The organism is Lentzea sp. JNUCC 0626, from assembly GCF_043632865.1.
In the GTDB taxonomy this organism is placed as follows: domain Bacteria; phylum Actinomycetota; class Actinomycetes; order Mycobacteriales; family Pseudonocardiaceae; genus Lentzea.
On the sequence record NZ_CP171635.1, the window covers coordinates 2,281,852 to 2,306,373 of the forward strand.

The following is a 24,522-nucleotide window of genomic DNA, read 5'->3' on the forward strand; positions in this document are numbered from 1 at the left end:
TTGGAGTGTTGAAGGGCGAGCAGCCATCGGCCGTTCGCCCTTCAACATTCCGCGCCGCTCTTCAGCTTGCCACGCTGTATGCAGGCCGTCCTGGCACCTGTCCCAGTGCGGCTGACCGCGGGACCGACCAGGACTCGACTCGCACTCCCGCTCCCGCACGTGCTGTCGCATCAACCGACGCCGGAGCTCGCTCGTTGCCTTCACAAGACCGTGGGCTTGCCGTTGAGAGCACGGGCCAGGTCCTCTGTAGGCACGAACTCCCACAGGGGACGAGATCGGCTGGCGTTTCAGGGGGTCAGCAGCGCCTCCAGAGCCACCGCGGTCTCCGGGTGACGGACCAGCAGTGCCACGCCCGCGGCGGGTGTCGCCTGCCAGGAGCCCTCGCAGCCCAGCAGGGCCGCGAGTGCGTCGGTCGTGGCCGGGTGGGTGGAGAGCAGGGTCGAGCCGGTGCTGCTGCCTCGCTGGGTGCGGGGTGCGATGGCTGCTGGTTCGTGTTCCCACGGTGGGACCCACTCGTCCAGGGCCGGTAGGCGGGCCGGGAAGAGGCGGCCCGCTTCCTTGATCAGCAGTGGGACGTGTTGTGCGCTGTGGTTGCGCAGCGTGCCGATCAGGGTGGGGAGCCACGGGAGCAGGAGTGGGTCTGGGAGGTGGGCGAAGGCGTTGGACATCGTTTCCACCACGAAGTCCACCATGCTCGGGACTGGGTCCAGGGCGTGGACGAAGCCGCTCAGGTACTTCGGGTAGCTCGGGAGTGAGAGCGGGTTTGTCAGCAGGGCGGTGCAGCGGTCGCGTAGTTCTGCTCTGGTGAGGTTGCCCAGGTGGACCTGGGCGGCCCAGAGCAGGGCCACTTTGGACGGTTCTTGTGGGTGGGACTGGGCTACTGCCAGTTCCAGCTGGGTTCGGTCGCAGCCCAGGGAGAGGGCCAGGGATTCCATGCTGAACAGGAAGCCCAGCATGGCGGCTACCTGGTTGGCGCCTGCTTCCTCGTCGGTGAACGCTGTGGGGAGCAGGGTGCAGTAGTGGGCGTAGCCGGTTTGGACGAACGACTCGATCCACTGTGGTAGCTCTGGTTCGTTGGTGCGGTAGTACGCGAGCAGGCGGCGGGTGCGGCGTAGGACTTCTGGGGCACCGTCTACCGTGCGTTCGCTGGACAGGACTTCTAGTGCTTTGGTGCCCAGTTCGTTGGAGAGCCTTGGGCTGTGGAGGTAGCGGATGGCGTCCTCTACCGCTTCGAGCACCTTTGCCGTGGTGGCTTGGGGGTCGTTTGCGCTGCGGCGGAGGCGTTGTTCCACCACCTGTTCCACGCTCACGCCCTCGTAGCCCAGTTCGATCAGGGCTCGCTGGTGGGTGCCGAGCGCCAGGTCCCAGGATTCCTGGATGGGGCGTTCGCCCAGCTTGCGCTCGCCCATGATCGGGCGGGCGGCGCCTTGTGGCATCAGGTAGCGCAGCATCCAGAGGAGGTTGGAGCAAGGTTCCAGTTCTGGGGTGCCGGCTATGTCGAGCAGGGCTCGTTGGACGCCTCGTTGCTGGAGTTTCAGGTTGAGCGGGGCCAGGCGGTCGTGCACGTCCCTGGCCAGGGGTGGGAGGGCGTCGTAGCCGACCTGGCCTATGCGGTCGCCGCCCATCATGATCTCCACCAGGCGGCGGACGTCGCGGCGGCCCGGGACCACGTCCTTCTCGATGCACGTGACGGCGGCGTCCTGGAAGTCGTACGGGGTGGGGCGTGCCCGGTCCCGCATGCCTGCCAGGAGGATCGACGTCTCGAACACCGCGATGGCGTCGGCCGTGGAGGCCAGGTAGCCGTTGCGGCGGGCCGCTCTGACGATGTCCACCGACCAGCCCAGGAGTTCCGCCTCGTCGAGGCGGTCCAGGATCGGTGGGCGTTGCAGGAAGCCGGTCAGCTGGTCGGAGGCTTCGAGCTCGGCTACCGGGGCGGGTGGTGCCGGTTGCTTCGCCGGCTTCTTCTTCGCGCCCGCTTGGCCTGCCAGCTGGAACGGCTTCACCTTGGTGCGGCGCAGGTTCTTGGCGTATTCGGTGGCCGCGATGGACACCGAGCCCGGGGCCAGGTCGAACTGGGCCTCGATCGCCGCGTGGCTCGACGGGATGAGGCCGTGCTGCCACTTCGTCGCGCTGCGCGGGGTGATCACGAAGCCGCCGGTGCCGTCGACGCCGAACTCGGCGACCCTGCTGGCCGCGTGGAACGCGCCGCACACGTACAGGCAGTCGGCCGGGTCCGTGCCGGTGGCTTCCAGGTGTTCGCGCATCCGGGTCCACATGTAGCGCTCGCGGTCCTCGTCGATGCGCACCCGGCGCGGGTCGCCGGGGGCGAGCCTGCGGAACAGGCTGCCGATCAGGAACATCACCTGGCGGTAGGTGTCGTGGTCGCTGTCGCCCAGCGGCAGTTCGACGTACTGGTGCCACCACTCCGACCAGTGCCGCACCTTGCCGTGGTGCAGCAGGTGCTCTTCGAGCTCGGCGAAGCGCGGGCGCAGGTCGCCGATCTCCACGCCCACCGCGTCGCCGTGCAGCGCTTCCTCGCCGTCGGTGTGCTTGGTCTCCGGCGTCTGCCACTGGAAGACGTGGTCGGTGGAGCGGTCGGCCAGCACCAGCTCGACGTCCGGGGTGTCCAGGGCGTACGCGATCGCCTGGTACTCCGCCGACGCCTCGGTGATCGGGGCGACCACCGACAGCGGTGCCCACTCCGCCGGGAACCCCTCGATCTCGCTGGAGAACGCCTGCACCGCAACGGGAAGACGGCAGTTGCGCAGCTCGGTGAGCAGCGGTGCCATGTCCTCGCACAGCTCCAGGTAGATCACCTTGGGCTGCTTGTCCCGCAGCCGCCGGGCCATGGCGACGGCGGAGGACGGCGAGTGGTGGCAGACCGGGAAGATCTCCAGCGGTTCGTGCACCGCCCGGTCGACGTCGTCGACCATGCCGAGCAGGATGCCCTCCAGGGCACCCGGCCCGTCGGCGAACGTCGTCGCCGCCTCGTGCAGCTGCGTGCGCAGCGACTCGAAGCTCACGAGAGGGTGGCGATCGTGTCACGCCCGCCCGCGAGGAACTCGGGCCACTCGCCGCCCTCGTCCTTGCCCCGCGGCTCGACGACGCCGTGCAGGTACTTGTTCATGATCGCCAGGTCTTCCGGCGCGCGCCGCGACAGCGAGCCCACCAGCGACGAGCCGAGCGCGCGGGCGGTCAGCTGCCGTTCGCCGAAGAAGTTGCTGTGCAGGATGGCGTCCTCGAGCACGCCGATCTGCTCGGCGGTGGACAGCGCGGACTCGAGCTTCTCGTCGTCGCTGCCCGCCGACTCCGACGCCGCGCGCAGGTCGGCGAAGCTGCGCAGCAGCACGTCCAGCAGGGTCGGCGGCACGTCGAGCTCGATCTGGTGGCGGCGCAGCAGTTCCTCGGTGCGGAACCGGACGATCTCGGCCTCGCTCTTCTTGTTCGTCACCACCGGGATGCGCACGAAGTTGAAGCGCCGCTTCAACGCAGACGACAGGTCGTTGACGCCCCGGTCGCGGCTGTTCGCGGTGGCGATGACCGAGAAGCCCGGCTTCGCGAACACGATGTTGTCTGAGTCGAGCTCGGGCACGGAGATGTACTTCTCGGACAGGATCGAGATCAGCGCGTCCTGCACGTCACTGGTGGAGCGGGTGAGCTCCTCGAACCGGCCGATGGTGCCGGACTCCATCGCGTTCATGATCGGCGACGGGATCATGGACTGCCGGGACTGGCCCTTGGCGATCACCATCGACACGTTCCACGAGTACTTGATGTGGTCCTCGGTGGTACCCGCGGTGCCCTGCACCACCTGGGTGGAGTTGCGCGAGATCGCGGCGGCGAGCAGTTCGGCGAGCCAGCTCTTGCCGGTGCCGGGGTCGCCGATGAGCAGCAGGCCGCGGTCGGACGCCAGCGTGACGATGGCCCGCTCGACGATGCTGCGGTCGCCGAACCACTTCTGCGCGACCTCGCGGTCGAGGCCGTCGGAGCGCTCGGCGCCGAGCACGAACAGGCGGATCATCTTCGGCGACAACCGCCACGAGAACGGCTTGGGGTTGTCGTCGATCGACTCCAGCCAGTCGAGTTCCTCGGCGTACTTGAGCTCGGCGGGGGCGCGCAACAGGTCGGACATGAGTTCGTGGTGCCTTTCGCGGGTGTCGGGGAGGTGGGGAAAGTCAGATGGTGAGGAAGGTCTTCAGCTCGTGCACGAGCTTGCGGACGTGGCCGGAGATCACCGGTGTGCCCAGGTCCTTGAACCGCTCGCGGAACCACGGGTTCACGCTGCCGCGGCCGGCGCTGGTCACCGAGCCGACCGGGATGAACTTGGCTCCGGAGCGGTGGATCGCGGCCATCGACTCGAAGAGCGGCTCGCACTGCCACTCGTAGAAGTCCGAGATCCACACGACCACGGTGTTGCGCGGTTCGGCGATCTTCGGCTGGGCGAGCGCCATCGCGACCGTGCCGTCCGTGCCGCCGCCGAGCTGGGTGCGCAGCAGCGTCTCGAACGGATCGGCGACCCACGGCGTGAGGTCCAAAGCCCTGGTGTCGTAGGCGATCAGGTGCACGTCGACCTTGGGCAGCCCGGCGAAGATGGACGCCAGGATCGTGCAGTTGACCATCGAGTCGACCATCGACCCGGACTGGTCCACCACCGCGATCAGCCGCTGCGGCGTGGTTTTCCGAGCGGTGTGCTTGTAGTAAAGGCGGTCGACGTAGAGCCGCTCCTCCTCCGGGCTCCAGTTGGTGAGGTTCTTCCAGATCGTGCGGTCGAGGTCGAGGTTGCGGAACACCCGCTTGGGCGGCACCGACCGGTCCAGCGCACCGGCCGTCGCCTTCTGCACCTGGGTGCGCAGCACCTCGGCCACCTCGTCGACGAACCGGCGGATGAGCGACTTGGCGTTGGCCAGCGCGACACCCGACAGGTTGTCCTTGTCCCGCAGCAACTGCTCGATCAGCGACATGCTCGGCGTGAGCTGGGCGGCGAGCGCCGGGTCCGCGAGCACCTCGCGCAGGTGCATGCGCTTGACCAGATCCGCTTCCAGAGCACCGAGTTCGGGGCCGATCTGCGGGATCAGGGTGCTCAGGTCCGGGGTGCCCGAGCCGACACCGGTGCCGGTGCCGGACGCCTGCGTGCCGTTGCCGCCGCGCAGCTGCCCCGGCTGACAACCGAGCGCGCGTTCGAGCCAGCCCGCGTCGGACTGCCAGCGCGCCAGCTGTCCGGCGCTGACCGTGCCGGAGCCGGTGGCGAAGACGTTGAGCAGTACCTTGGACACCAGCGCTGCCCGGCGCACCTCGGCCGCCTTGTCGCGCTGTTCCTGCTGCTGCGGAACCATGACGCCGTCGATCTCGGCGGCGAGTTCGGGGTGCCGCTGCACGATCGAGTCGACGCCGGCGTGCTGGTCGAGCAGGGCCGGGGGCAGGCCGATGTCCTGGAGCACGGCGAGGCTCGCCGACTCCAGCGCGGCCTGCTCCTCGTGGTCGAAGAGCCTCGACAGCAGGCGCCAGTACAGGACCTGGCGGCGGTTCTCCTGGGCGTCCGTCATTTGCGCAGCAACCTTCCCGCGCGTTCGCGCAGCACGGTCGCGGCGTCGGTGGCGGCCTTCTCGGCCTTCACGCCGACCTTGTCCACCGCTCCCCCGGCCCACGCACCGGCGTGCAGCGCCACCGTCTTCTTGCGGGCGGTGGTCTCCACGGCGAGCGGCTGCACCCGGAACGCGCCCGCGTCCCAGCGCAGCAACCCGATGCAGGCGTTCGAGCCCGCGACGGCCTCCGGCGTGAGCGGTCCGGCCGGCACGCGGTCGGTGTCCACGCCGACCGGGCTCCCGCCGATCGCGAACGTCAGCGCGTCATCGGTTTGCTCGGCCGCGTAGCCCTCCAGGAACACCGGCACGGCGATGCGCGCCGGGTGCCGGTCGAGCGGAGCCGTCGGCGGCGTGCTCGCGGTCGGCAGCACGACCCGGGCGGTGACGAACGGGTCGGCGGGCTCGCCGAGCTTCGCGTGGTCGTCCTGCCACAGCAGGTCGCCCTCGGCGGTGATCGGCATGTCCGTCAGCTCGACGGACCTGCCCTCGCTCACGGCCGTCAGCAACGACATGTGCGGGCGCAGGATCTGCCAGACGCCGACGCCGATGATGGTGTCCGGCTTGGGCGCGGACACGCTGGCGCGCACCAGGAACGGCGTGCCGCCCACCGGTTCGAACACCGCGTGCACCTGGGCCTGCGCGGCCGTCGCGTGCTCGTGCAGGTCGACGCCCAGCGGCAGCAACCGGCCGGTGACCGTGCTCGTGGGCGCGTCGGTCGACCCCGGCACCGTCAGCAGCAGCGCGCGGGACCACAGGTCGCCCCAGCGGCGGGCCGGGATCCGGTCGAGCGCCGAGCCGGGGCACGAGGCGGCCAGTTCGGCGGCGAACCCGTCCAGCAGCGCGGCGAGGCGGCGCAGGCGCGGGTGCGGCAGGAGGGCGGAGATCACCGGTTCGGCGCCGGAGACCAGGTCGTGGTCGATGCCCTGCCAGCCGGCGCGGGCGACGTCGGCCAGCCAGGAGCGGGCGGCCAGCACGAGGTTCTCGGGCTTGCTCGGGTCTGCGGGTGGGGCGGTCCAGTCCTGCTGGGTTCGGCTGGTGGCCTGGTCGACACGGGCCATCAGGGCGTCGTGGACGGAGCCGAACAGGGCGATCCTGGCGGCGGCGAGGAAGAGGAAGTGCTCCTCGCCTGCGGCGCCTGCGGCTGCCTTGTCGGCCGCTTCGGCCACCTTGGACGCCAAGGGAGACGCGGAGACGGCGTCGGCCAGTGCGGCCAGACCGGCTGCCTGGGCCGGTTGGGGGCGCAGGAGGCCGGTGGTGAGGGCCTGGTCGAGGGCGGCCACGGCGGCCAGGGCCTCGTCGACTCCGTCGAGGGGGTCGGTGAGCAGGTCAGCGCGCATCACGCCATCACCTCGTCAGCTGTGTCGATGGGGTTGGGCCGAGCGTCGGCACGCAGCACGCCACCACCTTGGTGAGCGGTGCCGGCAGAACCGGTGCGAGCGCCGGCGCACATCACGCCACCGCCTCGGTACGCCGTGCGGAAGGAGTCGGCACGCCTGGCGCCGCCCGGTCGGCTGGAACGGTCTGCACGTCCGCGCATCACACCACCGACCTGGTCGGCGGGAACCACTGCAGCTCGGGCAACGGCGACGTGGTCGGCGGAAGCTCCACAAAGGCCAGGTGGCGCAGGAAGCGGCTGAAGACCTGTGCGGCGGCGGCACTGTCCGCCTGCGACGGTCGGGTGGCCAGCATCAGCGACTGCAGGGCCGGGGCGTCCAGGTCGGCGCCTTCGACGCGAAGGTAACGCGCCACCCGGTCCACTCCGTACTGCAGGACGGACTCGGAGATCAGCGCGTAGATGTGGTTGCAGAACGAACCACGGGCGCCGCCGCACGGCCGATTGTTGTTGGTGCTGCAGGCGAACTCGTACGTGCCCGCGGCGATCGAGGAGACGTAGACCCGTTCGATGTCCGAGCCGCTGGACACCACCCCCTGCAGGCGGCCGTCCGCCAGTTCCACGAACGGCACCTTGGCGAGCTTGCGCGGGCGGGCGGGTGGCAACACCCTCGCCGTGCTCGCGCTTTCCCAGTCTGACAACGATTCCTCTCCTTGCCCCGAGCCGGTGGACCCGCCGCAGTGGCGGTACGGGTGAGACGTTAGCGAGGGGGTCTGACAATTTTTGAAGATCCACAGAAGTCGCAGGTCGCGACACGCCCGGTGATGCGAACGGACGATTGCGATCGACCGAAAGCGGGCATGCTGCGCGGGTGAAGTCCAACGAGAAGCGGTGCATCGTGCTGGGCGCGACCGGACACCTCGGGTCGCGGCTGGTGCCGGCGCTCGTCGCCCAAGGGCACCAGGTGGCCGTGCTGATCCGTGACGGCGCTCAGGCGACGCGGTTCCCCACGAACGTGATGGTGCACGTCGGCGACGTGACGGACGCACGGGCGGTCAGAGAAGCATTGGCAGGCAACGACGTTGTGTACTTCCTCGTGCACTCGCTCGACCAACGCGGCTTCGCCGGCATCGATCGCGAAGCCGCCACCACGGTCGCGTCCGCCGCCGAGGAAGCAGAAGTCGGGCAGATCGTCTACGTCGGCGGGCCTCAGCCCAAGACGACCCTGTCCCCTCATCTCGCCTCACGGGCCGAGGTCGGCGACGCGCTGGCCGCCACCGGCGTTCCCACGCTCGTCCTCCAGGCGTCGATGATCATCGGCGACGGATCGGCCAGCTTCGAACTGCTGAAGTCCACGGCAACGCTCACGCCGTGGGTGCCGGTGCCGCAGTGGATGCACAACACCAGCAGGCCGGTCGCGGTCGCGGACGTCGTGCACTTCCTGACCGCCGCAGCCGAGACCGAACCACTCGACGGTGTGTTCGACGTGCTTGGGCCGGAGCGGCTCAGCTACGTGGAGCTCGTCCAACGATGCGCACGGGTGCTGAAGCTGCCGGTCCGCGTGCCGCTGCCCGCGCCGGTGTGGTCGCACAAGCTCGCCGCGCAGGTCGCGGGGCTGGTCACGCCGGTGTCGGCGACCGTCGCCGAGCCGTTGTTCGCGTCGTTGGACCTCGACCTCGTCCCGGACGGCCCACCCGCCACCGACGTCCTGCCCGCGCCCCCGCACGGCCTGACCAGCATCGACAACGCCATCCGCGCCGCGATCACGAACGAACCGGAGCAGACCGGCGGGGAGATGTACGCCGAGGAACGCACGGTGCTCACCGACGCGTCCCCGGAAGACGTCTGGCGCACCGTCACCGATCTGGGCGGGGACGACGGCTGGCACACCCTCCCTCTCGTGTGGACGGTCCGCGGCGCGATCGACCACCTGCTCGGTGGCAGCGGCCTCTACCGCGGGCGCGCGCCGAAGATCGACGAGGGTGACGTCGTGGACTTCTGGACCGTCGTGCACCGCGACGACGACGCGAAACGTCTCGTGCTCAAGGCCGACATGAAGATGCCCGGCCACACGGTGCTGGACATGCGTGTGGACCGCCACGACGACCGCACCCGCTACCGGCAGAAGGTCACGTTCGCCGCTGACGGCCTGATGGGGCAGCTGTACTGGATGGCGCAGAAACCGTTGCACGACATCGTGTTCGCGATGATGGCGCGCGGAATCGTCCGAACGGCGTGCACGAGCCGGTGATCACCTGCATGATCTGCGCATGCGCAGCTCACTGTTCAACCACGCGGAACGGCCTGTCGAGCCCGGAAGCTTCCAACTGCAGAACGAACGCATGCTCAAGGTCGACCTCACGGGCAGTGGCGGCTTCTTCTTCGCCAAGCAGGGATCGATGGTCGCCTACCAGGGCGACGTCGACTTCGCCTACGAAGGCGCGGGCGGCCTCGGCAAGCTGTTCAAGAAGGCCTTCACCGGTGAGGGCATGTCGCTGATGAAGGTGTCGGGCAGCGGCGACGTGTTCCTCGCCCAGGACGCCGACGAGATCTTCGTGCTCTACCTGGAGAACGAGAGCGTCACGGTCAACGGCAAGAACGTGCTCGCGTTCGACAGCACCCTCACGTGGGACATCAACCGCACCGAGGGCGCGTCGATGCTCAGCGGCGGCCTGTTCAACACCACGTTCACCGGCACTGGTGCGCTCGCCGTCACCGCCTACGGCACGCCGGTCGTTTTGAACGTCGACGTGCCCACGTACGTCGACATGCAGTCGGCCGTGCTGTGGTCGACCTCGCTGCAGTCCTCCATCAAGAAGACCGCCAAGATCGGTGCTGTCATCGGCCGCGGCTCGGGTGAGGCCTACCAGCTCGCCCTGACGGGTCAGGGCATCGTCGTCGTGCAGGCGTCCGAGGGACATCCGATCCCGACCGCGCAGTAGCAGCAACGGGTGCCGGTCTCGGTGACCGAGATCGCCGAGACCGGTTCCCCGGCAGCGTTTGACGCCGATCCGGGCGGGTAAGTGATCACGGGATCGTGGATCGCACCGGCCGGAGGCCCCTGATGTTGTTGCCCGCTGCTCGCGGACCGTTGAGCGCAGGAGTCATCGCCGCGTTGCTGGCGGTCGACGCTCCTCCACCGCCGCTGACCGTCGTGGACGACCCGGAACGGCTGGTCCACGACGCCGACTTCCAGCTCGCGTTGTGGATGGCTCTCGGGGCAGACGGGTTCGACGGCGTCGCGCCGGAGCGGGCGGACGACCCGGAAGTCCTGCGGTGGCGTTCACTTCTGAGCGAATGGTGGAGCGCCGCTCTGCACGAGCTCACGACGCCCCTGGTGCGCGCGGCCGGCGGTGACACGGCCTCGCCGCACCGCATCGGCGACCACCTCATCGGCCTGATCAGCGGCGGCCACACCGGGCTGCGCTCGTTCGCCGCGACCAGGGCGACCACCGCTCAGCTGCGGGAACTGGCCGCCGTCAAGGCACTCGACCCGCTTGACCGGATGCCCGCCGTCGCGTTCGCCGCGCACAACACCGCCCGTGTCCTGACCGGGCCGTCCGCCGTCGGGTTCCACGCCGCGTCCGCCGCTGTTTCCCTGTTGTTCGAACGGAATCCGGCACACGAACGAACCTGGACCGAGCTGCTGGACGCGTGTCGCGAGCACCTGACCGCGAACCCAGGGCGCACCCAGGAACTGCTGCACGCCGCGGCCGCCGCGATCGTCCTCGAAGTGCGGCTCGGACGGCACCTGCTGCACTGCTGGACACAGGCCGTGCCGGTGCTCGACCCCGTGCGGACGGTGCTGATCGCTGCCGAGCAACGGACACGACCGGCGTTCTCGCTGGCGACCGAGTCCGCCTGATCAGCGGACGCGCTCACCACCGATCCACACGCCGACGATGTTCCGGGTGGCCGTGATGTCGACGGTCGGGTCACCTTCGACCTCCATCCGGTCATCCCCTGCTGCCAGCCCGAAGACGCGCGCCGGCAGTTCGGTCGCGCCGCGCACGGCCTCGGCCGGGGTGAGTCCGGCGGCGACCAGCAACTCCAGTTCATGGTGCATCGACTCGCCGTGCTTCGGCGCGAACGGCGCTCTGGGTGCCGAGTTCGCGTCCGTTCCGGCGAGCACGTCGACGCCCGCGTCACGGAACCGGGTCACCGTGTCGCGGGCGTGTTCGTACCGGAACCCCAGTGGTGCCAACAACTTCGCGGTGCCCTCCATCATCGTCAGGGTCGGCACCGAGACCATGCCGATCTCGCGCATGCCCGCGATGGTGTCGTCGTCGAGCACGGCATCCAACGGCGCGTGTGTACTCACGTCGACACGGGCTTCCACGGCCACACGGAACGCACCGGTCGTCACGGCGTGGGCGACGACGAGCAACCCGTGGTCGTGCGCGGCACGCACGAGCGCATCAACGGTCGGCTGGTCCATGCCCTCGGGCGGAGCGGCCTCGGTAACGATCTTGACGAAGTCCGCGCCGTCCGCGACCCGCCTTTCCACGAACCGCTTCGCCTCGTCCGGGCTGGTCACGATCCCTTCAGCCGGAAAGCCCGGCATCTGCGCGTGACGTCCGCCCTTGCCCACGGCGGGAATCGTGGCGCTCTTGATCCTCGCCACGCCCTTCTGCGCGCGCATCTCATCCACGAACCCACGTGGCCACGAGCCCATGTCCAGCCCCGTCGTCACGCCCCAGCGCGCTAGTTCCTCCAGATCGGCCCGGCCGGACAGGTGGACGTGGGCGTCGATCAGGCCTGGCAGCACGGTCATGACGTCTCCCTCGGAGTTACCTTTTATGAAAGCTATCTCTAAAGGTACTATCACGGACATGTCCTCGCTGTCACTCGCCCAGCACGCCGTCAGGCTGCAGACGCTGCTCGAACGGCACATCGCCGACGTCCTCAAGCAGCACGGACTCTCGCGCAGCGAACTCGACGTGCTCGGCGCGTTGGCGGGCGGCGAGGCACGCCCTCAGGAGCTGTCGGCACAACTGCTGCTCACCACCGGCGGCATCAGCAACATCCTGCGCAGGCTCGAAGCCGACGGGCACATCACCCGCGAGGCGAACGCCAAGGACGCGCGCAGCAACATCGTGCGCCTTACGCCCCAAGGCAAAGCCATCGCACAACAGACAGGCGACGCCGTCACCGACGTGATCAACCGTGTGCTCGGCCCAGTCGACGACTCACTGATCAAGAAGGCCGCGGACCAGCTGCACGAAGTCCTGGTCGCACTCGGCGAGGACACACCGGTGCACCGCGGTTCTACGAACTGACGGCCCGGACGGCGCGAGCAGCCAGCGCCGCGAACGCGTCCCGCAGCTCCGGCGGCCCGACGACCTCGATCTCGGCCCCGAACCGCGCCAGCCCGGCGGCGAGCGCGTCCCACGACCACGCCCCAGCCGTCAGACGCGTCCGCGACGGTCCGACCTCGGTCGCGACCCCGTCCCCCACGAACGGCGCGACCTCGGCCAACGGCAGCCCGAGCACCACCTCACCCCGGCACGACCACCCGGTGTCCGACCCCTTGAACCGGGCAGCCAGGAACTCGGTGACGCTCCCGCCAGGCACCTCCCGCACCGCGAAACGCGGTCCGTTCGGGATGCGCAACGTCAGCCGGTCCACGCGATAAGTGCGCCAGTCGGAACGTTCGTCACTCCAGCCGACGAGGTACCAACGGCCACCGCGCACCACGAGATGATGCGGCTGCACACGACGCAATGCGGGCTCACGGCCAGGCGAGGTGTAGTCGAACCTCACCTCTTCACGGCCACGAATGGCCGTGCTCAACGCCAGCAGCAGCGAAGTGTCCACGGTGGACGCAGCTTCGGCCGCCGTGACCTCCAACGCGTCGACCCGCTGCCGCAACCGCGACGGCATCACCTGCCGCAGCGTGACCAACGCCCGCGCCGCGCCCTCCTCGATCCCCGCGCCCGCGCTGACCGCGATCCGCAACGCGACCGCGAGCGCCACCGCCTGCTCCTCGTCGAACAGCATCGGCGGCATCTGCGCACCCGCCTCGAGCCGGTACCCGCCGTCCGGCCCCTTCACCGCGTGCACGACGTACCCGAGTTCGCGCAACCGGTCGACATCGCGCCGCACGGTCCGTTCGCTGACGGCCAGCCGCTCGGCCAGCACGGTCCCGGGCCAGTCGCGGCGCACCTGGAGCATCGACAGCAACGCGAGCAGGCGCGCGGAGGTGGTCGCAGCGGAAGCGGTCGGCATGTTTCAAAGTGTGCCAGGAGTAGCGGCCGTTCTCTGTCCTGTACTCACGACATCGTGGTCCTCGTCGCCGGAAACCTCCGGCGGCAGGCAACTCGAAGAAGGACCACCATGCCGCTCAACGCAGTCACCCACCTGAACTTCCGCGGCCAGGCCAGGGAGGCCCTGGAGTTCTACGCCTCGGTGTTCGGCGGGCAGACCACCATCGCCACCTATGGCGACTTCGGCATGCCCGCTGAGGTCCCCGGCGCGCAGAACGTCGTGTTCGGCCAGGTCGTCGCGGACAACGGCTTCCGCGTCATGGCCTACGACGTGCCCGGCGCGAACGCCCCGGCCAGCCCCGGCGACACCCGCCGCGAGAACGGCGTCACCCTCACGACCGAGCCGTTCTTCCTGTCGGTGCGCGGGGACGACGCCGAGGAGATGAGCGCCCTCTGGAAGGGCCTGGCCGACGGCGCCACCATCGTCGAGGAGTTCGGGCCCGCGCAGTGGTCGCCGGGCTTCGGCATGCTCACGGACCGGTTCGGCGTGACCTGGATCGTGGACGTCGCCGTCTAACGCAGGGGCAGCACGCGGATCAGCACGGGCACGGTGGCCGCCGCGACGACGGTGTGCATGAGGATGAGCGCCAGCGAGTTCGCCACGGCGGCCCCACCCGCGAGAATCCCCAGGTCAGGGATCCACGAGACCACGACGACAACCGGCACGAGCACCCGCAGCACGCGCCGCGGGTTGCCCGCGAACCGGCGCACGAGGTACCAGCCGAGCGTGCCGAGCAGAATGCCCAGCACCGTCGCCGGCGCGTACTCGGCGAACGCGAGCCCGACGCGTTCCGTCCCCTCCGGCACGAACTTGCCCGCGACCAGGGCGATCAGGGCGTTGACGACGATCGAGACCACCGCGGCGCCGAGCAGGCCGACGACGACCTCTCCTGCGCTCGGCGCGAGTGCCGAGGTACGGGTGGGGAAGCTGGTGTCGGCCATGGTCCGCGTCCTTCGGTAGGCTGATTTGCAAGCAGTCACTTGCAAACAAGGTAGCCACCGAGGCACGCTCAATGCAAGTGCACACTTGCATTGAGTTTGGAGGGGCGCGTGGCGAGCCGGGTGAGCGATCAGGCGGTGTTCGACGCGATGCTGGAGGTGATCGCCGAGCAGGGGTACGAACGGGCGACCACGCGCACCATCGCCGAGGCCGCCGGGATCAACGAGGCGACGCTGTTCCGCCGGTTCACCTCGAAGGAGAACCTGCTCAAACAGGCGGTGCGGGGCAGCTTCGCGGGCTTCGCGCTCGACCTCGACGCGCCCGGCGACGACGTGGCGGCCGACCTGCTCACGATCGTCCGCTACTATGCGCACCTCTACGAGGCCCGCAGCGGTGTCGTGCTCACCCTGATGCGCGAGGCGAAGTTCAGCCCCGAGGTGGCCGCGGTGCTCACCGAACCGGAGAAGCTGCTGCGGCGGGTGGACGAGGTGATCCTGCACCACCAACGGCGCGGGTCGCTCGTCGTGGAACCGCCGCGGCACACGTTCTTCGCGCTGGTCGGGCCCTTGATGATGCGGTCGCTGGCCCGGCGCGTGGACCAGCTCGCCACGCAGTCGCCCGCCGATCCCGAGGCCGTGGTCCGCCGGTTCCTCGACGGCCACCGCCCCTGATCAGAGGTCGCGGCGCAACGCCTGGAGCACCTCGAGTTCGCGGTCGAGGTCGCGCCGCTTCGCTTCGAGCCGGACGACCTCCTGCGCGAGCAACTCCTCCATCACGCCGGTGCGCTCCTCGGGCGTCGCCTCCAGGCACGGCAGCAGCTCGCCGATCGTGAAGCTGGACAACCCGGCGGCCAGCAGGTGCTGGATCATCACGACCCGCTCGACCGTCGCCAGGTCGAAGTCGCGCCACCCTCCCCCGGACCGCGTGGAGCGGATGAGCCCGACGCTCTCGTAGTAGCGCAACGAACGAGGGCTGACCCCGCTCGCCTCCGCCAGTTCGCCGATCCGCACTCACCCAGTCTTGCACCTGACATTGGTGTCAGGTTCGACCCTCGTGGAGCACAACACCGGGAAGGAAAACCCATGCACTGGCTCCACCTGGCGGTCGCCGTCGTCTTCGAGACGGCCGTCGCGATCTGCGCCGGCAAGGCACAAGGCTTCACCCACCGCGGCTGGACCGCCGCCACGCTCGTCACCGGCGGGCTCGCCACCTACTTCCTCAGCCGCGCCCTGCTGACGTTCGACGTCGGCGTCGGCTACGCCCTGTGGACGTCGCTCGCGGGCGTCGGCATCACGCTGCTCGGCGCGCTCGTGTTCGGGCAACGGCTCACCTGGCGCAAAGCTGTCGGGATCGCCCTCGTCATCGGCGGCGTCGTCGGCCTGCAGCTGGCGGGTGCCGCGTGAACGCCTGGCTCACCCTGCTGCTCGCCGGCGTCTTCGAGGTCGGCTACGCGTTGTCGGTCGGTGGCAGCCAGGGCTTCACGCACCTGTCGTGGTCGCTCGTGGCCGCCGTGTTCTTCCTGCTCACGCTGTGGGCGCTCAGCCGGGCGCTGCGGACGATCGACGTCAGCATCGGGTACGCGGTGTGGGCGGGGATCGGGGCCGTCGGGGCGGCGTTGCTCGGGCCGGTGTTCTTCGCGGAGACGCTGACGCTCGCCAAGGCCGGGTGGCTGGCGGTGATCATCGCCGGGGTCGTGTGGCTCAAGCTGGCTGACAAGGCTTAGAGCCAGCCGCTGTCCTCGGCGACCTTCACGGCCTCGGCACGGGTGCGCGCGCCGGTCTTGCCGATCGCCGCGCTCAGGTGGTTGCGCACGGTCCCCTCGGACAGGTGCAACGCCCGTGCCAGGTCCGCCACCGTGCCTCCGTCGCGGGCGACGGCGAGCACGTCGCGTTCGCGGTCGGTCAGCGGGCTCTGGCCGGTCGCGAGTGACTCGGCGGCCAGCGCGGAGTCGACCACGCGCAGGCCCGCGTGCACCCGGCGGACGGCGTCGACCAGCTGTTCCGGTGAGGCGTCCTTCACCACGAACCCCGCCGCGCCCGCCGCCATCGCCCGCGCCAGATAACCGGGCCTGCCGAAGGTCGTGCACACGATCACCCGGCACGACGGCAGGGCGCGGCGCAGGTCGGCGGCGGCGCTCAGGCCGTCCTTGCCCGGCATCTGCACATCCAGCAACGCCACGTCGGGGCGGGTGCGCTGGGCCTCGGGCACGACCTCGTCGCCCGAGCTAACCTGGGCGACGACCTCGATGTCGGCCTCCAGGCCGAGCATGGCGGCGAACGCGCCCCGCACCAGCGCCTGGTCGTCGGCCAGCAGCACCTTGATCACACCGTCTCCCCGACCTCGGCGCGCAGCCGGTAGCCACCCTCGTCCAACGGACCGGCGACGACCCTGCCGCCGTGCGGCGCGAGCCGTTCCGCCAGCCCCTGCAGACCGGTGCCGGGAGTGCCGACGCCGGTGCCGCGTCCGTTGTCCCACACCTCGAGCCAGGTGTCCCCGAGGCGCACCGAGACGCGGGTCGCGGCGGCGTGGCGCAGCACGTTCGTGATCGCCTCGCGCAACACGTACCCGAACACCCCCTGGAGTTCGGGTCGCACGTTGTCCACCGCGTGCGGCAGGTCCGCCTCGACCTCGGCCGCCCGCAACGCCGCCCGCGCGCCGACCATCTCGGCCGACAGCGACACCTCGCGGTAGCCCGAGACCGTGGTCCGCACGTCGCTCAACGCCTGCCGCGTCAGGTGTTCGACCTCGCGGATCTCCTCCAGCGCCCGGTCGGTCGAGGAGTTCTCCAGCAACCGCCGCGCGACCCCGGCCTTCAACGTGATCGTGGTCAGGCTGTGCCCCAGGACGTCGTGCAGGTCGCGGGCGAGACGGCTGCGTTCCTCGGTGCGGGCGAGCGCGGCGATCTCCTCCTGCGCGACCGACAACGCCATGTTCGCCCTGATCATCCGGCCCACCGCGAGCATGCCCAGCGACAGCGACAGCAACGTGCCGAGCTGGCCGCCGTCGATCGCGAGGTCCTGCTCCAGGTACATCGTCCCGGCCAGCAGCACCAGCACCGTGCCGTCGATCAGGATCGCGCGCACCGGCTTGAGCACCACCGCCGTCGACGACATGACGTAGACCATCAGGCCCGCGTACGCCATGCCCAGCGAGTACACGACGACCAGGCCGAGTGCCGTCAGGCCCAGCGCCAGCCCGGTGTTGAAGTTCTCGCTGCCGCTGCTCCAGAAGAACTTCGGCGCGACCAGCCAGCCCACGCCGTAGGCCACCAGCAGCAGCACGAGGACCACCCGCGCCACCACGCCCCGGTCGCTGACCACGACGTCGTAGATCACCGCCGGGACGTACAGCAGCACGAAGATCGCGCCGAACCAAAGCCACCTGCCACCGTCCACCGGACGAACCTAGCTCTGCGTGCGGTAGCGGCGCGCGGCGATCGCCCCCAGCACCACGACCCAGAGGCCGATCACGAGCAACGCCTCCTTGACGTCCACTCCGGACACGAACGGCGCCTGCGTCAGCTGCTTCACCCAGTACGTCGGCAGGATCTTCATGATGCCCGCCAGCCACGCCGGTGCCACGTCCGCCGGAATCCAGATGCCGCCGAGCAGACCGAGCAGCATCGACGCCAGGCCGGTGATCGCCTGCATGCCGTCCGGGGTCGCGATCAGCCCGATCACGATGCCCAGCAGCACGAACGGGATCGCGCCCAGCCACAGCGTCGCGAACACGCCGAGCCACTGCGGCGCGCTCATCCGCACGCCCTCGACCGCGCCGATCACGCACACCAGCACGATCCCCGGCAACCCGACCAGCATCGCCAGCGCGCCCTTGGTCGTCAGGTAGCCGGAACCGGTCAGCGGAGTGAGCCTGAGCTGCCGCTGCCAGCCGAGGCCTCGTTCGACGGCGATCCGCGCGCCGATCGTCAACGGCCCGGCCATCACCCCGAACAACGCCATGTTCATCATCAACGAGGTGGTGACCGGCAGGCCGTTCGGGAACTTGCCGTCGCCTCCGCCGTAGAGGTTCACAAAGAGCACGAACAACACGGCGGGCATGATGATCGTGAAGATCAGGTACCGGCCGTTGCGGACGGCCCTGCGCAGTTCCAGCCCCAGGAAACGCGTGTTCATCAGTGGTCCTCCCCCGTCAGCGCGAGGAACGCGTCCTCCAGACCGAGTGCGGTGATCTCGATGTCGTGGGCCTGCGGGTAGCGGGTCAGCAACGCGCGCACGGCGGCGTCGGAATCCGTGCAGGTCAACGTGATCCGGTCGCCCCGGCGTTCGACGGCCCGCACGCCCGGCAGGTCCAGGTCCGCGGCACCGGGCACGACCGCGCGCAACGTCCGCCCGGACACCGCCGCCCGCACCTGCGCCACCGAGCCGTCCGCGACGATCTTGCCGGACCGCATCAGCACGACCCGGTCGGCGTACTCCTCGGCCTCTTCCAGGTAGTGCGTCGCGAACAGCACCGTGCGGCCGGTGTCGGTGTACGCGCGCATCTGGTTCCAGAACGCCCGGCGCGTCTCGACGTCCATCGCGACCGTCGGCTCGTCCAGCACCAGCAGGTCGGGGTCGCAGACCAACGCCAGCGCGAACCGCACGCGTTGCTTCTGCCCGCCGGACAGCTTGGTGCACTTGCGCCCGGCCAGATCGGCGATTCCGGCCTGCTGCAACGCCTGCGCGACCGGCATCGGCTCGTGGTGCAGCGCCGCGATCAGCCCGACGGTCTCGCCGACCGTCGCGTCGTCGGGCAGAGCGCCGCTCTGCAGCATCGCCGAGATCTGGCCCGCCACCACGGCTTCGCGGGGTGTCTTGCCGAACACGCCGATCTCCCCGGCGTCCGGAGTGGACAGTCCGAGGAGCATGTCGACGGTCGTGGACTTGCCCGCGCCGTTCGGGCCGAGCAACGCCACCACCTCGCCGGGCGAGATGACGAGGTCGATGCCGTCGACCGCGCGCACCTCGCCGAACTTCTTCCGCAGGCCGCTCAACGCCACCGCGGCGCCGGCCCGCACAGCTGTCTCCGTCATGCGTCCAATGCTCGGCGCACGAGGGCAGCGAAGAGGGGCTCAAGCGTCACGTCCTGGCCATGACAGATGTCATGGCCAGGACGCCCGATCACGGCTTGAAGAAGATGGGCTTGAGGTGCGTGAAGAACGCGATGCCCGCGTCCGCGCCCTCGTACTCCCCTCGCCCGCTGTTCTTGCGGCCACCACCCGGCACCTGCTGGTCGCCCACGGACGTCGGCATGTTGACGCCCACCCGGCCGACGTCCACGGCGTGCGCGAACTTCACCGCCTTCTCGCGGTCCTGGGTGAAGATCGCCGCGCACAGCCCGTACGGCGTGCCGTTGGCCAGCGCGATCGCCTCGTCCAGGTCGGCGGCACCGAACAACGACACCACCGGGCCGAAGATCTCCTGCTGGGTGACCGGCGAGTCCTGGTCGGGGCGTTCGATGACGGTCGGCGCGATGAAGTAGCCGTCCGGGGCGTCCGGAGCGGGCCCGCCGCCGATCAGCACCGTGCCCGACAGCTTGTCCGGCTCGAAGAACGACAGCACCTTCTCGTACTGGACCTGCGAGCTGACCGGGCCCATCGTCACGTTCTCGTCGAACCCGTCGCCGACGCGGACCTCGCGGGTGCGTTCGAGGAAGCGGGTGCGGAACTCGTCGAACACCGTCTCCTCGACGATGATCCGGCTCGTCGCGATGCACCACTGGCCCGCCGCCGTGTAGGAGGCGTGCATGGCGGCGTCCACGGCCGCGTCGAGGTCGGCGTCGGCCAGCACGACCAGCGGGTTCTTGCCGCCCATCTCGACCTGGACCTTCACGTCCCGTCCGCCGGTGGCCTCGGCGACGGCGAGACCGACGCGAGTGGAGCCGGTGAACGAGATCGCGTCGACGTCCGGGTGGTCCACCAACCGTTGGCCTGCGGCGGCACCCGTGCCGTAGACGAGGTTGTAGACACCGGCGGGCAGTCCGGCATCCGTCAACGCCGCGCCGACGAGTTCGCCGGTGATCGGGGTGAGCTCGGACGGCTTCACCACCACCGAGTTGCCCGCCACCAGCGCCGGAATGCTCTTCCGCAGCACGGCGCTGAACGGGTAGTTCCACGGCGTGATCAGCGCGGCCACGCCGACCGGAGCGAGCTGCGACCAGGCCTCCAGCCCCGAGTCCAGGACGCCGCGGCTGTCCAGCAGGTCGGGCGCGATGTCGAGCTGGTACTTCGTCGCGGACAACGCGCGGGCGACCTCGCCCGCGCAGTCGGCCCTGGTCTTGCCGGACTCCAGCACGTCCGCGACGACGATCTCCTCGGACCGATCGGTCAGCAGGTCCAGGGCGCGGCGGAGGACGGCGATGCGGTCCTCGACGGAGGTCGCGGCCCAGCCGGGGAACGCCCGCCGCGCCGCCTCGACCGCCGCGTCCACGTCCTCGGCCGACGAGGCGGGACAGGTGGCCACGACGGACGCCTTGTTCGCGGGGTTCTCCCTGGTGAGGGTCTCGCCGGAACGCGCGGGCCGCCACTTGCCGTCGATCAGGTTGAGCACCTCGCGCGGATCGGTGTGGGTCATGCGTCCTCACTCTCGTAGGCCTGGTCCAGCAGCAACGTGCCGAGCACTCCGGCGCGCCCGCCCAGCGGCGACGCGACGACGTAGGTGTCGATGGCGGCTTTCACCCCGGCCATCGCGGGGTCGGCGCCGAGCCGGTCGAGGGTCGCCTCGCGCAGGGCGGGCAGCACGCCGGGCATCGTGCCCACGGCGCCGTCGAGCACGATCACCTCCGGCGACAGCGAGTACGTCATGGTCATCACGACCTGGGCGAGGTACCAGGCGGCGAGCAACGCCTGCTCGTGCCCGGAGAGTCCGCGCGCGGCCAGTCCGGCCGGGTTCACCAGGCCCTCGAAGCAGTCGCCGTGCGCGGGACACGTGCCGGCGAAGACGTCCGACGGGTGCCGGGCGACCGGCAGGTGTCCCATCTCAGGGTGGCTGCGGCCGCGCACCGGCCGTCCGCCCAGCACCGCGCCGATCCCGGTGCCCTTGCCGACGGTCATGAACACGACGCTGCGCTTGCCGACGCCCGCGCCCGCCGCGCACTCGCCCAGCGCCGAGGCGTTGACGTCGATCTCCAGCGTCACCGGCACGGGCAACGCCGCGCGGACCGCCCCGAGCAGGTCGTAGTCGCGCCAGGTCGGTTTGAGCGACGAGGTGATGTGCCCGTACGAGGGGGAGCGCGGGTCGAGGTCGAGCGGGCCGAAGCACGCCAGCCCGACGTGGTCGAACTCCCCCTGCGCGGCGAGGAACCCGGTGACGCGCGCGATCGTCTCGTCCGCGGTCGTGGTCGGGAACACCTCCTCGGCGCGCACGTCGTGCGGCCCCGTTCCCACCACGGCGCGGAACTCCGTGCCACTACCCTTGATTCCGGCGAGCATCGGCCTCCTGTCGGTCCAGATCAGTCCATCGTGGACGGTCAAGTCCGAAGATCTCCCCCAGGGCCGCGTACCCGCTGCCCGCGAGCCGGCACACCGGGTCGAGCAACCTCGGGTCCACCCGGCCGTCGCGCCACACCCGCTCGTCGACGTGCAGGTGCAGCACCTCGCCGATCACGAGCGTCGCCGTGCCGACGGGGAGTTCGTGCACGACGCGGCACTCCAGGTGCGCCTTCGCCTCCCCCACCCTCGGCGCGCCGACCGTCCGCGCCGCGACCGCGCTCAGTCCCGCCCAGCGGAACTCGTCCTGCTCCGGCGGGAAGTCCGCCGACGTCAGGTTCATCGGTTCGACGACGTCCATCGTCACGATGTTGACGACGAACTCGCCGGTGGCGCGGAGGTTCGTCAGCGTGTCGCGCACGGCGGTGGTGCTGAACGCGACGTGCGGCGGGTCATGCGAGACCAGGTTGAAGTACGAATGCGGTGCCACGTTGGGAACTCCGTCAACGCCCACAGTGGACACCCACGCGATCGGCCGTGGCACCACCAAAGCCGTCAGCACGTGGTACACATCCCCGACGGACCAGTCGGACGGGGCGAGTTCCAGCGGTCCGGACAGTTCCGCCGGAGGGCCGGGACGGGTCGTCATAGGTGATCTCCCTCCGCGACCGTACGATTACCCAGCCCGACCACGCCGAGCAGAAGGGACAGGACGACGTTCGTCGAGCGCAGGACCTTCGCGAAAGCCGAGCCGTCGATGGTGCGAGCCATCAACCGGCGTTCGGTCGTCGAGGCGATCGCGCACCACGGCGCCCTGTCCCGATCCCAGGTCGCCCGCGCCGTAGGACTGTCGAAACCCACGACGTCCGAGGTCGTCACCGGACTGCTCACCGCGGGCCTGATCCGCGAGGCCGGGTCCACGCACGGCACGCAGGGCCCGAAAGCCGTGCTGTACGAGGTGAACGACGCGGCCGCGCACGTGATCGGCATCGACCTCGGCCGCCGCTGGGTGCGCGCCGCCGTCGCCGACCTGTCGGGCCGGATCATCGCCCGCCACGACGAACGCGCCCGGCTGCGCAGCAACCAGACGTTGCTCGACCAGCTCGGCGACGTCGCCCGCACGGTCATGCGCGAACGCGGCATCGAGTGGTCGAAGGTCGCGCAGGTCGTCGTCGGCTCTCCTGGCGTGGCGGACCCGGTGCGCGGCGTGGTGATGCTGCCCGCGAACCTGCCCGGCTGGGAACGCCAGGGCATGGTCGAGTCGATCCGCGCGCGGTTCGAGGCGCCGGTGATGATCGAGAACGACGTCAACCTGGCCGCGCTGGGCGAACTCACCCAGGGCCACGGCCGCCAGACCGGCGACTTCGCATACCTGTGGATCGGCACGGGTGTCGGCCTCGGCCTGGTGATCAACGGCCGCCTGCACCGCGGCGCGCACGGCCTCGCGGGCGAGATCGGCTTCCTGCCGATCAGCACCGACGGTGAGCACGCGGCGGGCAAGTGGCCGCGCTGGTTCGCGAGCCCGTCCGTGCAGGAGGCGACCGACCGCCTCGCCGCCGCGCGCGAGATGACGAACCCGCCGACGTTGCGCACGGTGTTCTCGCTGGCGCGCAAGGGGGATCCGCTGGCCCGCGAGGTCGTGGACGTGGTGGCCGGACTGGTGGCGCGGGCGGTGTCGACGGTGGCGGGTGTGGTCGACCCGGAGATGATCATCCTGGGCGGCGGGGTCGGCCACAACGGCGACCTGCTGCTGCACCCCATCGAGATGGCACTGCGGTCGCTCACGCCGTTGTCGGTGCAGGTGGTGACGTCGGCGCTGGGCACGGACGCGGTGCTGCACGGCGCGGTGGGGACCGCGACGTCGGCCGCGTGGGACGCCCTGCTCGCCGAGTCCGCGAACGACTGAACCATCACGCCGGAGGCTCCACCAGTTCAGCGGGCCCGACAGCCCCCAGCGCGTCGTAGGTCAGCTGCTCGGTCAACCGCCGGGCCGCCTCCTCTCCCGCCCCGAGCTTCGCCAGCCCGAACAACGCCGCTCCCAGCACCGGCGGCGCGTCCAGCACGCTGAACTCGGCCTTCGGCGCGGCCTCCAGCACTCCCGCACGCACCCCGTCGAGCAGCATCCCGTCGCCGGAGTGCAGCAACCCGCCGCCCAGTACCACCGGCACGGCGAGATCGGCCAGGTCGAGCCGCCGCACCGTGACCCCGACGAGGTTCACGATCTCCTCGACCACCGAGTCGATCAGCTCCCGCGCCACCGGGTCCCCTCCGGCGGCGGCCTTGAACACCGTCGGTGCCAGCGCGAGCAGCGAGCGTTCCTCGATCCGTCCCGTGTAGACGGCCTCGGCCACCGCCATCGGGTCCGCGAGGCCGAAGTACTCCGGCACAGCGCGTTGCAGCTCGGTCGGCGAGCCCCGGCCGTCGCCCGCGCGGATCGCCTGGCCCAGCGCGCGGACGCCAAGCCAGCGTCCGCCCGCGACCCAGTCGCCGGAGATGCGGCCGAGCGACGGGAACCTGACCTCGCGGCCGTCCGGGGCCAGGCCGACGCAGTTCAGGCCGGTGCCCGCGCCGACCGCGACGCCCCAGCCCGCAGGGCTGCCCGCCCAGAGCATGGCGAACATGTCGTTGTGCACCTCGAGGCCATGCGCGAAGCCCTCGCCGCGCAGGGCCGCGCCGACCCGGTCGTCGTCCACCGGCAGGTCGATGCCCGCCAGGCAGAAGACGCCCAGCTCAGCGGGTCCAAAGGCGCCCGAACGTCCGGCGGCGGTGCGGAGTTTCGCCACTCCCGCGCGCAACGAGCTCATCGCGCCGGCGAGGCCGAGCCGCTGGTGCGAACACCCTGGAGTGCGCACGGCGGCGAGCAGTGTGCCGTCCTGGGCCACGAGCGCCAGGTCGGTCTTCGAGTTGCCGCCGTCCACGGCGAGTAGTGCTACATCGTCCACAGTTCGATACTGTAAGCCCTCCTAACGAATTAA

The 24,522-nt window shown here is 70.2% G+C and carries 26 protein-coding genes; 9 read left to right on the plus strand and 17 right to left on the minus strand.

The features are described from left to right. Positions 1–287 precede the first annotated feature (287 nt). The 5 genes from JNUCC0626_RS10160 to JNUCC0626_RS10180 all read right to left on the minus strand — a co-directional run bounded on the left by JNUCC0626_RS10160 (position 288) and on the right by JNUCC0626_RS10180 (position 7,616). A complete protein-coding gene (locus tag JNUCC0626_RS10160; RefSeq protein ID WP_394619438.1) occupies positions 288–3,023 on the minus strand; it encodes a DUF5682 family protein in 2,736 nt (911 codons plus the stop codon). Next, complete coding sequence (locus tag JNUCC0626_RS10165) at positions 3,020–4,132, minus strand: AAA family ATPase (RefSeq protein WP_394619439.1); 1,113 nt, start codon at positions 4,130–4,132, stop codon at positions 3,020–3,022. The genes JNUCC0626_RS10160 and JNUCC0626_RS10165 overlap by 4 nt, the downstream gene beginning before the upstream one ends. Positions 4,133–4,175: 43 nt before the next feature. Continuing rightward, positions 4,176–5,543 carry a VWA domain-containing protein gene (locus JNUCC0626_RS10170; RefSeq protein ID WP_394619440.1) on the minus strand — a complete coding sequence of 456 codons (1,368 nt, stop codon included), beginning with the start codon at positions 5,541–5,543 and terminating at the stop codon, positions 4,176–4,178. Beyond that, on the minus strand, positions 5,540–6,919 hold the full coding sequence (locus JNUCC0626_RS10175) for a hypothetical protein (RefSeq protein ID WP_394622005.1): 1,380 nt from the start codon (positions 6,917–6,919) through the stop codon (positions 5,540–5,542). Before JNUCC0626_RS10175 ends, JNUCC0626_RS10170 begins: the two co-directional genes overlap by 4 nt. Positions 6,920–7,118: 199 nt before the next feature. Then, the gene (locus JNUCC0626_RS10180) at positions 7,119–7,616 is read right to left on the minus strand and encodes a hypothetical protein (protein ID WP_394619441.1); all 498 of its coding nucleotides are present in this window, start codon (positions 7,614–7,616) and stop codon (positions 7,119–7,121) included. 170 nt (positions 7,617–7,786) lie between these two features. Here JNUCC0626_RS10180 and JNUCC0626_RS10185 point away from each other — a divergent pair, with 170 nt between their 5' ends. The 3 genes from JNUCC0626_RS10185 (at position 7,787) to JNUCC0626_RS10195 (ending at position 10,780) form a co-directional block, all read left to right on the plus strand. Further along, positions 7,787–9,166 (plus strand): DUF2867 domain-containing protein, encoded by a 1,380-nt coding sequence (locus tag JNUCC0626_RS10185; protein WP_394619442.1) that lies wholly within the window; start codon positions 7,787–7,789, stop codon positions 9,164–9,166. Positions 9,167–9,185: 19 nt separating this feature from the next. Further along, positions 9,186–9,857, plus strand: a complete 672-nt coding sequence (locus JNUCC0626_RS10190; protein WP_394619443.1) for an AIM24 family protein — start codon at positions 9,186–9,188, stop codon at positions 9,855–9,857. A 122-nt stretch (positions 9,858–9,979) separates the two neighbouring features. Continuing rightward, a complete protein-coding gene (locus JNUCC0626_RS10195; protein ID WP_394619444.1) occupies positions 9,980–10,780 on the plus strand; it encodes a hypothetical protein in 801 nt (266 codons plus the stop codon). Here the strand turns inward: JNUCC0626_RS10195 and JNUCC0626_RS10200 are convergent, their stop codons facing one another. Then, the gene (locus JNUCC0626_RS10200) at positions 10,781–11,689 is read right to left on the minus strand and encodes an amidohydrolase family protein (RefSeq protein ID WP_394619445.1); all 909 of its coding nucleotides are present in this window, start codon (positions 11,687–11,689) and stop codon (positions 10,781–10,783) included. A gap of 58 nt (positions 11,690–11,747) precedes the next feature. Between JNUCC0626_RS10200 and JNUCC0626_RS10205 the strand changes: the two genes are divergently transcribed. Then, positions 11,748–12,194: a MarR family winged helix-turn-helix transcriptional regulator gene (locus JNUCC0626_RS10205; RefSeq protein ID WP_394619446.1), complete on the plus strand. Its 447-nt coding sequence runs from the start codon at positions 11,748–11,750 to the stop codon at positions 12,192–12,194. Here the strand turns inward: JNUCC0626_RS10205 and JNUCC0626_RS10210 are convergent. Further along, positions 12,184–13,143: a helix-turn-helix transcriptional regulator gene (locus JNUCC0626_RS10210; protein ID WP_394619447.1), complete on the minus strand. Its 960-nt coding sequence runs from the start codon at positions 13,141–13,143 to the stop codon at positions 12,184–12,186. The two genes, JNUCC0626_RS10205 and JNUCC0626_RS10210, sit on opposite strands and share 11 nt — an antisense overlap. Before the next feature lie 108 nt (positions 13,144–13,251). Here JNUCC0626_RS10210 and JNUCC0626_RS10215 point away from each other — a divergent pair, with 108 nt between their 5' ends. After that, complete coding sequence (locus JNUCC0626_RS10215) at positions 13,252–13,698, plus strand: VOC family protein (RefSeq protein ID WP_394619448.1); 447 nt, start codon at positions 13,252–13,254, stop codon at positions 13,696–13,698. Here JNUCC0626_RS10215 and JNUCC0626_RS10220 read toward each other — a convergent pair. Continuing rightward, positions 13,695–14,123, minus strand: a complete 429-nt coding sequence (locus JNUCC0626_RS10220; RefSeq protein ID WP_394619449.1) for a DUF6069 family protein — start codon at positions 14,121–14,123, stop codon at positions 13,695–13,697. The two genes, JNUCC0626_RS10215 and JNUCC0626_RS10220, sit on opposite strands and share 4 nt — an antisense overlap. A gap of 108 nt (positions 14,124–14,231) precedes the next feature. On the opposite strand from JNUCC0626_RS10220, the gene JNUCC0626_RS10225 reads away from it, so the two are divergent. After that, entirely contained in the window at positions 14,232–14,792 is a 561-nt protein-coding gene (locus JNUCC0626_RS10225) for a TetR/AcrR family transcriptional regulator (protein WP_394619450.1), read from the plus strand. Here the strand turns inward: JNUCC0626_RS10225 and JNUCC0626_RS10230 are convergent, their stop codons facing one another. After that, a complete protein-coding gene (locus JNUCC0626_RS10230; RefSeq protein ID WP_394619451.1) occupies positions 14,793–15,131 on the minus strand; it encodes a MerR family transcriptional regulator in 339 nt (112 codons plus the stop codon). It abuts the gene before it with no gap. 72 nt (positions 15,132–15,203) lie between these two features. On the opposite strand from JNUCC0626_RS10230, the gene JNUCC0626_RS10235 reads away from it, so the two are divergent. Further along, on the plus strand, positions 15,204–15,524 hold the full coding sequence (locus tag JNUCC0626_RS10235; RefSeq protein ID WP_394619452.1) for a DMT family transporter: 321 nt from the start codon (positions 15,204–15,206) through the stop codon (positions 15,522–15,524). Continuing rightward, positions 15,521–15,844, plus strand: a complete 324-nt coding sequence (locus tag JNUCC0626_RS10240; RefSeq protein WP_394619453.1) for a DMT family transporter — start codon at positions 15,521–15,523, stop codon at positions 15,842–15,844. The genes JNUCC0626_RS10235 and JNUCC0626_RS10240 overlap by 4 nt, the downstream gene beginning before the upstream one ends. On the opposite strand, the gene JNUCC0626_RS10245 is transcribed toward JNUCC0626_RS10240, so the two are convergent. From JNUCC0626_RS10245 to JNUCC0626_RS10275, 7 genes are all read right to left on the minus strand, one after another. Next, entirely contained in the window at positions 15,841–16,446 is a 606-nt protein-coding gene (locus JNUCC0626_RS10245) for a response regulator transcription factor (protein ID WP_394619454.1), read from the minus strand. The two genes, JNUCC0626_RS10240 and JNUCC0626_RS10245, sit on opposite strands and share 4 nt — an antisense overlap. After that, positions 16,443–17,516, minus strand: coding sequence for a sensor histidine kinase (locus tag JNUCC0626_RS10250; RefSeq protein ID WP_394619455.1), 1,074 nt, complete (start codon positions 17,514–17,516; stop codon positions 16,443–16,445). Before JNUCC0626_RS10250 ends, JNUCC0626_RS10245 begins: the two co-directional genes overlap by 4 nt. Positions 17,517–17,525: 9 nt before the next feature. Next, on the minus strand, positions 17,526–18,254 hold the full coding sequence (locus tag JNUCC0626_RS10255) for an ABC transporter permease (protein ID WP_394619456.1): 729 nt from the start codon (positions 18,252–18,254) through the stop codon (positions 17,526–17,528). Further along, a complete protein-coding gene (locus JNUCC0626_RS10260; protein WP_394619457.1) occupies positions 18,254–19,153 on the minus strand; it encodes an ABC transporter ATP-binding protein in 900 nt (299 codons plus the stop codon). Before JNUCC0626_RS10260 ends, JNUCC0626_RS10255 begins: the two co-directional genes overlap by 1 nt. An 88-nt stretch (positions 19,154–19,241) precedes the next feature. Then, positions 19,242–20,693, minus strand: a complete 1,452-nt coding sequence (locus JNUCC0626_RS10265) for an aldehyde dehydrogenase family protein (RefSeq protein ID WP_394619458.1) — start codon at positions 20,691–20,693, stop codon at positions 19,242–19,244. Continuing rightward, a complete protein-coding gene (locus JNUCC0626_RS10270; protein ID WP_394619459.1) occupies positions 20,690–21,550 on the minus strand; it encodes an ROK family protein in 861 nt (286 codons plus the stop codon). Before JNUCC0626_RS10270 ends, JNUCC0626_RS10265 begins: the two co-directional genes overlap by 4 nt. Further along, positions 21,528–22,196, minus strand: a complete 669-nt coding sequence (locus tag JNUCC0626_RS10275) for a flavin reductase family protein (RefSeq protein WP_394619460.1) — start codon at positions 22,194–22,196, stop codon at positions 21,528–21,530. The genes JNUCC0626_RS10270 and JNUCC0626_RS10275 overlap by 23 nt, the downstream gene beginning before the upstream one ends. 108 nt (positions 22,197–22,304) lie before the next feature. Between JNUCC0626_RS10275 and JNUCC0626_RS10280 the strand changes: the two genes are divergently transcribed. Next, a complete protein-coding gene (locus JNUCC0626_RS10280) occupies positions 22,305–23,453 on the plus strand; it encodes an ROK family transcriptional regulator (protein WP_394619461.1) in 1,149 nt (382 codons plus the stop codon). A gap of 4 nt (positions 23,454–23,457) precedes the next feature. Here the strand turns inward: JNUCC0626_RS10280 and JNUCC0626_RS10285 are convergent, their stop codons facing one another. Next, positions 23,458–24,489 carry an N-acetylglucosamine kinase gene (locus JNUCC0626_RS10285; RefSeq protein ID WP_394619462.1) on the minus strand — a complete coding sequence of 344 codons (1,032 nt, stop codon included), beginning with the start codon at positions 24,487–24,489 and terminating at the stop codon, positions 23,458–23,460. Between the last annotated feature and the right edge of the window lie 33 nt (positions 24,490–24,522).